At 70.1% G+C, this 7,149-nt stretch carries 8 protein-coding genes; 4 read left to right on the forward strand and 4 right to left on the reverse strand.

The genetic code is table 11. The annotated features are described in order from the left end of the window. The first annotated feature begins 149 nt into the window (after nt 1–149). The gene (locus ABZV40_RS39625; protein WP_355454172.1) at nt 150–1,523 is read left to right on the forward strand and encodes an MBL fold metallo-hydrolase; all 1,374 of its coding nucleotides are present in this window, start codon (nt 150–152) and stop codon (nt 1,521–1,523) included. Nucleotides 1,524–1,544: 21 nt separating this feature from the next. On the opposite strand, the gene ABZV40_RS39630 is transcribed toward ABZV40_RS39625, so the two are convergent. Beyond that, entirely contained in the window at nt 1,545–2,549 is a 1,005-nt protein-coding gene (locus ABZV40_RS39630; protein WP_355454174.1) for a nitroreductase, read from the reverse strand. Between the two features lie 136 nt (nt 2,550–2,685). On the opposite strand from ABZV40_RS39630, the gene ABZV40_RS39635 reads away from it, so the two are divergent. Further along, a complete protein-coding gene (locus tag ABZV40_RS39635; RefSeq protein WP_355454175.1) occupies nt 2,686–4,377 on the forward strand; it encodes a GAF domain-containing protein in 1,692 nt (563 codons plus the stop codon). Between the two features lie 224 nt (nt 4,378–4,601). Here ABZV40_RS39635 and ABZV40_RS39640 read toward each other — a convergent pair whose 3' ends face one another. From ABZV40_RS39640 to ABZV40_RS39650, 3 genes are all read right to left on the reverse strand, one after another. Beyond that, entirely contained in the window at nt 4,602–5,162 is a 561-nt protein-coding gene (locus ABZV40_RS39640) for a response regulator transcription factor (RefSeq protein ID WP_355454177.1), read from the reverse strand. Nucleotides 5,163–5,241: 79 nt separating this feature from the next. Further along, nucleotides 5,242–5,460 carry an SHOCT domain-containing protein gene (locus ABZV40_RS39645; protein ID WP_355454179.1) on the reverse strand — a complete coding sequence of 73 codons (219 nt, stop codon included), beginning with the start codon at nt 5,458–5,460 and terminating at the stop codon, nt 5,242–5,244. Between the two features lie 10 nt (nt 5,461–5,470). Continuing rightward, nucleotides 5,471–5,740: a DUF1876 domain-containing protein gene (locus tag ABZV40_RS39650; protein ID WP_355454181.1), complete on the reverse strand. Its 270-nt coding sequence runs from the start codon at nt 5,738–5,740 to the stop codon at nt 5,471–5,473. A 127-nt stretch (nt 5,741–5,867) separates the two neighbouring features. Between ABZV40_RS39650 and ABZV40_RS39655 the strand changes: the two genes are divergently transcribed. Both ABZV40_RS39655 and ABZV40_RS39660 read left to right on the forward strand, forming a co-directional pair. Continuing rightward, a complete protein-coding gene (locus ABZV40_RS39655) occupies nt 5,868–6,548 on the forward strand; it encodes a hypothetical protein (RefSeq protein WP_355454183.1) in 681 nt (226 codons plus the stop codon). Further along, entirely contained in the window at nt 6,527–7,096 is a 570-nt protein-coding gene (locus ABZV40_RS39660) for a CBS domain-containing protein (RefSeq protein WP_355454185.1), read from the forward strand. Before ABZV40_RS39655 ends, ABZV40_RS39660 begins: the two co-directional genes overlap by 22 nt. Nucleotides 7,097–7,149 lie beyond the last annotated feature (53 nt).

Consider the following 7,149-nt stretch of genomic DNA (forward strand, 5'->3'; position numbering starts at 1 on the left):
TTCACGGTCGCCTGGCGCGGGAGCCGTTCCCAGTGCGGAGGGGAGCCACCTGCGAGGGACGAAAGTCCTCGTGTCACCAGGCCCCGTGCCGCTGTGGGGCCGCCCGCTCAGGAACGACTGTGTGATCTCAAGTACGAGGAGGCACGACGATGAGCACGCTGACGTTCCTGGGTGGTACCGGCACGGTCACCGGCAGCAAGTTCCTGTTCGACACCGGCACCTCGCAGGTCCTGGTGGACTGCGGGTTGTTCCAGGGGCTGGCGCCGTTGCGGCGGCGGAACTGGCAGCGGCCGCCGCTCGACCTCGACCGCCTCGACGCCGTCGTGCTCACCCACGCGCACCTCGACCACTGCGGTTACCTGCCGGTGCTGGTGCGGCACGGGTGGCGCGGCCCGGTGTTCACCACCGAGGGCACGGCCCATCTGGCGGCGATCGTGCTCGCCGACAGCGCGCACCTGATGGTGGAGGAGGCCAGGCAGGCCAACGAGTCCGGCTGGTCCAAGCACCAGCCCGCGTTGCCGCTGTACGACGCGGACGACGCGGAGCGCGCCACGAAGCTGTTCCGGCCGATCGACTTCGAAGCGGCACGATCGATCGCGGGCGGTGTGGATCTGGAGTTCGGCCGTGCCGGCCACATCCTCGGCTCGGCCTGGGCGCACCTGACGCTGGGCGAGCGCAGCGTGGTCGTGAGCGGTGATCTGGGCAGGCCCGCGCACCGGGTGCTGCTGGCACCGCAGCCGAGACCCGCCTGCGACGCGTTGCTGATCGAGTCGACCTACGGCGACCGCCCGCACGACGACGCCGCGGCGACCGCGCTGTTCGCGGAGACCATCCGCCGCACGGCCGCGCGCGGTGGCAGCGTGCTGATCCCGGCGTTCGCGGTCGACCGCACCGAGGTCATCCTGATCGAGCTCGCGAAGCTGGCGCACGCGGGGCAGATTCCGGACCTGCCGGTGTTCGTCGACAGCCCGATGGCGCTGGCGTCACTGCGGGTCTACCGGCAGGCGATCGCGAAGAGCTGGCCGGAGATCCGGCCGGAGCTGATGGACGGCGAGGACGCGTTCGACCCCGGTCAGTTGGCCGAGCTGCACACCGCCACCCAGTCGATGCAGGCCAACGACCCGAAGAAGCCCTCGATCATCATCTCCGCGTCCGGCATGGCCACCGGCGGCCGCGTGCTGCACCACCTCAAGCACATGCTGCCCAACAACAAGCACACCGTCCTCATCGTCGGCTACGCGGCAGTGGGCACGCGGGCTCGGTCCCTCGTCGACGGCGCTCGGGAGATCAAGATCCACGGCCGGTACGTGCCGGTGAAGGCCGAGGTCCAGGTGCTGGACGCGTTCAGCGCACACGCCGACGCGGACGAGTTGATCGGATGGGCCACGAGCGGACCCGCTCCTGCTGTGGCGTACGTCGTCCACGGCGAACCGGAGAGCGCCGCGACCCTGGCCGACCGCCTCGCGGCCGAGCACGGGTGGACGGCCGTGGTGCCGAGAGCCGGCGAGCGGGTCCTCGTGTGATCCCGCCCAGCACAGAACTGCTCAGCCCTTCGAGATCGTGGGCTCCATCAGCAGTTCGGCCACCGGTCGCCGCGGCGTCGCGGGGACCGGGGTGCTGAACCCGATCCGCAGCACGGTCTGGGGCACGAGCAGGCTGCCGAGCGACCGGCGCAGCTCCTCGCGCACCGAGCGCACCTCGACCGGCTGGGACATGAACGACGCGGACAGCCCGAGCGTGGTCGCGGTGAGCAGCACACGTTGCATGGCCTGACCTGCCTGGACCTCGGCGAGCGCACCGTCGTAGTACGAGCACACGACCGCGACGAGGGGATTGGACTCGTAGTCCTTCCCCGACAGCCGGTCGTGTTCCTGGCCGGGGTGGAAGTCCCGGAACGCCCACTCGTCCTGCGCCTCGGGGCGGGCGCCGGCGGAGGCGGGTGGCACGCCGTCGGTCGCGCCCGGCCGGTGGCCGGTGAAGGCGTCGAGCTCGGCCCGCACTCCGGGGTCTTCCTGCTGGATCCGGTGGGCCTTGCGCACGAATCCCTTCATCCTGGCCACTTCCTCGCGGGATCCGACGATGTGCAGCCACGCGCGTTCGAGCTCAGCCCCCCGTACCAGGGCGTGCCGGTACCGCGAGTCCACACCGGACTCGAAGAACGGGCGGCGGTTGGTGCGACGGGTGGGCACCGCTTTGAGCAGTGCCAGCATCTCGTCGTCGGGCTTGAGCGTGCCGCCTCTGCGAACGGTGGCCAATGCGCCGGACGGGTTCTGGTCGGGCAGGACGGTGACCAGCGGCCGCACGCCAAGACCTTGCAGTGCAATGCGCAGGTTGAACAGCGCGGCACCGCACGACAGGCGCAGCTCGCGGTTCTCCGGGTCGGTGGCGGGCAGTTTGCGGGACAAGTCGGGGTGCAGCTCGATGCGGTCCGGCAACAGCCGGAACCGCCACGGCTGGCTGTTGTGCACGGACGGCGCGAGCGACGCGGACCTCAGCACCCTCTCCACCTGCTCCGATGCCAGTCCCAACGCCCCGATCATCTCTGCCATCCGTCCCCCCGTGCGCTGCTTGCCGACTTCGGTTTGCGCAACGTTCACCCGTTCGCGGAGCACACTCCAGCGCCAAAGGTCCTGACCTGGCCGGGACCGCTTGGCCTTGCCACGACCACGTGTCAGGCTTCGAGCCATGACGGGGTCGGCAGAGAACCGTTCGCGCAGCCTGCTGGGCGGGCTGCGGCTCGACGACCTGCTGGACGAGATGCGCGAGCGCCTCGCCGAGATCGGCTCGACCAGGGACAAGATGCAGGGGCTGCTCGACGCCGTCCTGGCGGTCGGCGCCGGCCTCGAGCTCGACTCCACCCTCCAGCGCATCGTCCAGGCCGCTGTCGAGCTCGTGGGGGCGCGTTACGGCGCTCTGGGCGTGCTCGGGCAGCGGGACAACCTCTCCCAGTTCGTCTACGTCGGGATCGATCCCGAGACGAGGTCGAGGATGGGCCATCTGCCGGAGGGCAAGGGGCTGCTCGGCCTGCTGATCAAGGATCCGCGCGCGATCCGCCTGCACGACCTCAGCGAGCACGCGGCCTCCGTCGGTTTTCCTCCCAACCATCCGCCGATGCACAGCTTCCTGGGCGTTCCGGTGCGGGTGCGCAACGAGATCTTCGGCAACCTCTACATGACCGAGAAGAGGGACGACTCGGACTTCACCGCGGATGACGAGGTGGTGCTGGAAGCGCTGGCGGCGGCCGCGGGCGTGGCGGTGGAGAACGCGCGGCTCTTCGAACGGTCGAGGCTGCGCGAGCGGTGGCTGGAGGCCACCGCCGAGATCAACTCGCAGCTGCTGGGCGGTGCCTCCGCGGAGGACGCGCTCCAGCTCATCGTCCACCGGTCCCTGGAGCTGGCGGCCGCGAACAGCGTGGCCGTGCTGCTCGCCGACGGCGCGGACCCGCGTGTGCGTGCCGTGGCCCAGGCAGGTGCATCGCTGGTCGACGGCATGATGGACCCCACGGGGACGGTTCTCGCCGAGGTGCTGGAATCGGGTGCGCCGATGCTGGTCGAGGACCTGGAAGGGCTGTTCGGTTCGCCAGGAACCGAGCTGGGCGCGTGCGTCGTCGTGCCCATGCGCGCGGGTACCGCGGTGACCGGCCTGCTGGTGACGGTGCGGGAGAAAGGCGCGGTGCCGTTCGGGGCGGACCTGATGCCGTTGCTGGCCTCGCTGGCCGACCAGGCGGTGGTGGCGCTGGAGTTCGCGGAGAACCAGAAGGCCAGGCGGCTCGTGGACGTGCTGGAGGACCGCGACCGCATTGCGAGGGACCTGCACGACCACGTCATCCAGCGGCTGTTCGCCACCGGGATGAGCCTGCAGGGCGCGCTGACGTGGGTGAACCACCCCGAGGCCAAGCGCAGGGTGCAGAAGGCGGTCAACCAGCTCGACCAGACGGTGCTGGAGATCCGGACCTCGATCTTCGACCTGCAGTCGGCCGACGACAGCGGGCTTCGCCGCCGGCTGCTCGACATCGTCGCCGAACTCACCGAGGGCGAGGCGGTGACACCCGCGGTGCGGATGAGCGGCACGATCGACAACCTGGTGTCCGACGGCCTCGGCGAGCACGCCGAGGCCGTGGTGAAGGAACTCGTCAGCAACGCGCTGCGGCACGCCCGTGCCACCGACCTGACGCTCACCGTCGAGGCTGGGGACGCACTGACCATCACGATGGTCGACAACGGCGTCGGCATGCCGCCACAGGTGGCCCGCAGCGGCCTGCGCAACCTGGAACAGCGCGCGGCAGGGCACAGCGGATCCTGCTCCGTTGCGGACGAACCCGGCGGGGGCACGCGGGTGACGTGGCAGGTGCCGCTGAACCAGGCGTCTTGCCCGTAACCCGCCTGCTGGGCGGTGACGTGGATGAAGGGCGCCTTCATCCACACCAGGTGGAGCAAGGAGCCCTTCATCCACCGTCACGGCCACCTCGGGCGCGACAACCAACCGCCAGGACACAACCCGCCCAGCACCCTTAAGTTCTGGCGTTGCATACCACGTGGATGAAGGGCGCCTTCTCCACGTAACCAGACGGCGAGTTGCGAACTCGAGTTCCGGCTACCTGCTCAGCCTTCGCCGGGCATCGTTCTGACGAGCTTCGACGCGAGCACGGCAGCCTGCGTGCGGCGCTCCATCGTCTTCTCGGCGAGGAACATCTTCTGCGCGATCTGCTTGTTCGTCAGGCCCTCACCGATCAGGCCGAGCACCGTGCGCTCCTGTTCGGTGAGCATGCGCACCGGGTCGCCGGTCTGGCGCTCGCGGCGGATCCGGTTGAGCAGCGCCTCGGTCGACCGGGCGTCCAACAGCGACTGCCCGGCTGCAACGGTCTTCACCGCGTTGGTCAGGTCGGTGCCGACGATCCGCTTGAGCACGAACCCGGCCGCGCCGGCCATGATCGCGTCGAACAACGCCTCGTCGTCGGTGAACGACGTGAGCATCAGGCACTTGAGGCCGGGCAACCGGGACGTCAGCTCCCGGCACAGCTCGATGCCGTTGCCGTCGGGCAGCCGCACGTCGAGGACGGCGACGTCCGGCGCCGTCGCGGGCACCCTGGTGAGCGCCTCGGCGACCGAGGACGCCTCGCCGACGACCTCGAGGTCGTCCACCAGGAAGACTCGCGCAACCACCGCCATCACCTCTCGCTCGCGACCTCGAATCGGACGATCCTCCGCACGGGCGAGTCGGCGCAGGGACCAAAGGCTCTGATCAACGAGAGCGCAGGGTCTTGCGGACCCGGTCGAACTCGTCGGTGTCGATCTCGCCTCTCGCCAGCCGCTCCTCGAGGATGCGCAGCGCCGCACCGCCGTGCTCGTCGCGACGGCGGACCAGGAGCACGACGACCGTGAGCAGCACGCTCCAGAACACGATCATGCCCAGCGTCATCACCACGAAGCCGCCCCAGCCCATCGGGGTGCCGTAGTACATCGTCCGCTCCTCACTTGTTCAGCTGTGCTGAGGCGTGCGTGACGCCCTCGATGTCGCCGGCGGCCGCGTCGAGCAGCTGGTGCGCGAGGTCGGCGAGCGCACGCGACACGGCGAGCTCGTCGCCGATCTCCGGGACGTCGCGGTCCGCGGGGTTGAGGCGGGCCAGGCCGAACCCGACCAGATGAGTCCTGTCCGCGGTGTGCAGGCGCGCCTCCGCCCTGGTCCGAGACTCGTGCTCGTCGATGTGGATCTCGACCGACCACTTCTTGGCGGTGCTCATGGAACCTCCTCGTCCGGGGATTCCAGCGTGGAACGGCACTCGCACCCGCTCGCAGAGTCCAACGTCCCGCGGTGGGCGAGACCCTGCGCCCTGTCCGGCACACCGCTGTTCGCCGGATCGTCGAGGCATGCGCTGGAGTGCCGCGGAGGCGGCGGAAATCGTGGAAGCGGCCAGGAGCGCGCCCGTGTACAGCCCGGGCAAACCCTGGGTGCTCGAACTGCACAACCGGTCGGTGTACCTCTACGAGGTCCGGCACAGGTCGTCGCACGACCCGCTGGGCATGGACCGGTTGCTGACCTGCGGTGCGGCCCTGGAGCACGTCGTGCTCGCGGTCCGGGCCGCCGGGTGGCACGCCAAGGTGGTGTTCCCGTCCGACCGGGCGAACCCGGACCTGATCGCGGTCGTGAAAGCCGACCGGCGGCAACCTCCGGACCTGCGTGAGCTCTCCCAGTACCAGGCGATGCGGCTGCCCGAGGGCACCGGAGACGGGCAGGCGCGGGACCTCGTGTCCGCCAGCCACTGGGCGGGCACCGAGCTGCACCCGGTCGACGACGACACCCTTGTCGTCGTGACGGTCGGCGACGGGCGGCCGGACCACGTGCGGGGCGGGGCCGCGTTGCAGGCGGCGGTGCTCGCGGCGCGGCCGGCGGGGCTGCGGGTCCGTCCGGTGGTCCACCTGATGCACCGGCAGCAGTGGCGGGCCGGGCTGATCGAACGTCACGAGCTGGCGGGTTTCCCGCAGGCGCTGCTGCTCGTGGGTGCCAAGGACCGGAAGGAAGAAGCGCCATGCGTGCTCGCGACATCATGACCAGTCCGGCCATCACGGTGCGACCGGAGGTGCCGGTGCGCGGCGCCGCGGCGTTGCTCGTGTCGCACGGGTTCACCGCGTTGCCGGTCGTGGACGACGACAAGAGGTTGATCGGCATCGTCACCGAGGCCGACCTGCTGCGCAACGGCTACCTCGACGACAACGGCAGCAAGACCGCGGGCGAGGTGATGACGTCTCCCGCCGTCGCGATGGACGCCGACGCACAAGGGGCCGTGATCGCCCGTGTGCTCGTGGACGACCGCATCCGATGCGTGCCCATTGTGGACGGATCGACGGTCGTCGGCGTGGTCACCCGGCGCGATCTCGTGCGTGTCCTCGCCCGCACGGACACGACCGTGTCGGCCGAAGCCCAGCGAATGCTCGACCTGTACAGCGGCGGCAGTCGCAAGTGGACGGTCGTGGTGCGGGACGGTGAAGCAGTGGTCGGCGGGGAGGCCGCCGACGCCGAGACCGAACGCGTGCTGAGTGCGCTCGCCGGGTCGGTTCCCGGGGTGTTGCGCGTGCGTGTGCTGACGGAGGGAAAGTGATGAAGGGACCTGATGCCCCGGTTGTGGTCGGTGTCGACGGTTCGTCGTCGGCG

This window comes from Lentzea sp. NPDC004782 (assembly GCF_040609115.1).
GTDB lineage: Bacteria > Actinomycetota > Actinomycetes > Mycobacteriales > Pseudonocardiaceae > Lentzea.

Coding starts and splice junctions, on each gene's coding strand:
- ABZV40_RS39625 (WP_355454172.1), top strand. CDS start 150: ATGAGCACGCTGACGTTCCTGGGTGGTACCGGCACGGTCACCGGCAGC.
- ABZV40_RS39630 (WP_355454174.1), bottom strand. CDS start 2,549: ATGGCAGAGATGATCGGGGCGTTGGGACTGGCATCGGAGCAGGTGGAG.
- ABZV40_RS39635 (WP_355454175.1), top strand. CDS start 2,686: ATGACGGGGTCGGCAGAGAACCGTTCGCGCAGCCTGCTGGGCGGGCTG.
- ABZV40_RS39645 (WP_355454179.1), bottom strand. CDS start 5,460: ATGTACTACGGCACCCCGATGGGCTGGGGCGGCTTCGTGGTGATGACG.
- ABZV40_RS39650 (WP_355454181.1), bottom strand. CDS start 5,740: ATGAGCACCGCCAAGAAGTGGTCGGTCGAGATCCACATCGACGAGCAC.
- ABZV40_RS39655 (WP_355454183.1), top strand. CDS start 5,868: ATGCGCTGGAGTGCCGCGGAGGCGGCGGAAATCGTGGAAGCGGCCAGG.
- ABZV40_RS39660 (WP_355454185.1), top strand. CDS start 6,527: ATGCGTGCTCGCGACATCATGACCAGTCCGGCCATCACGGTGCGACCG.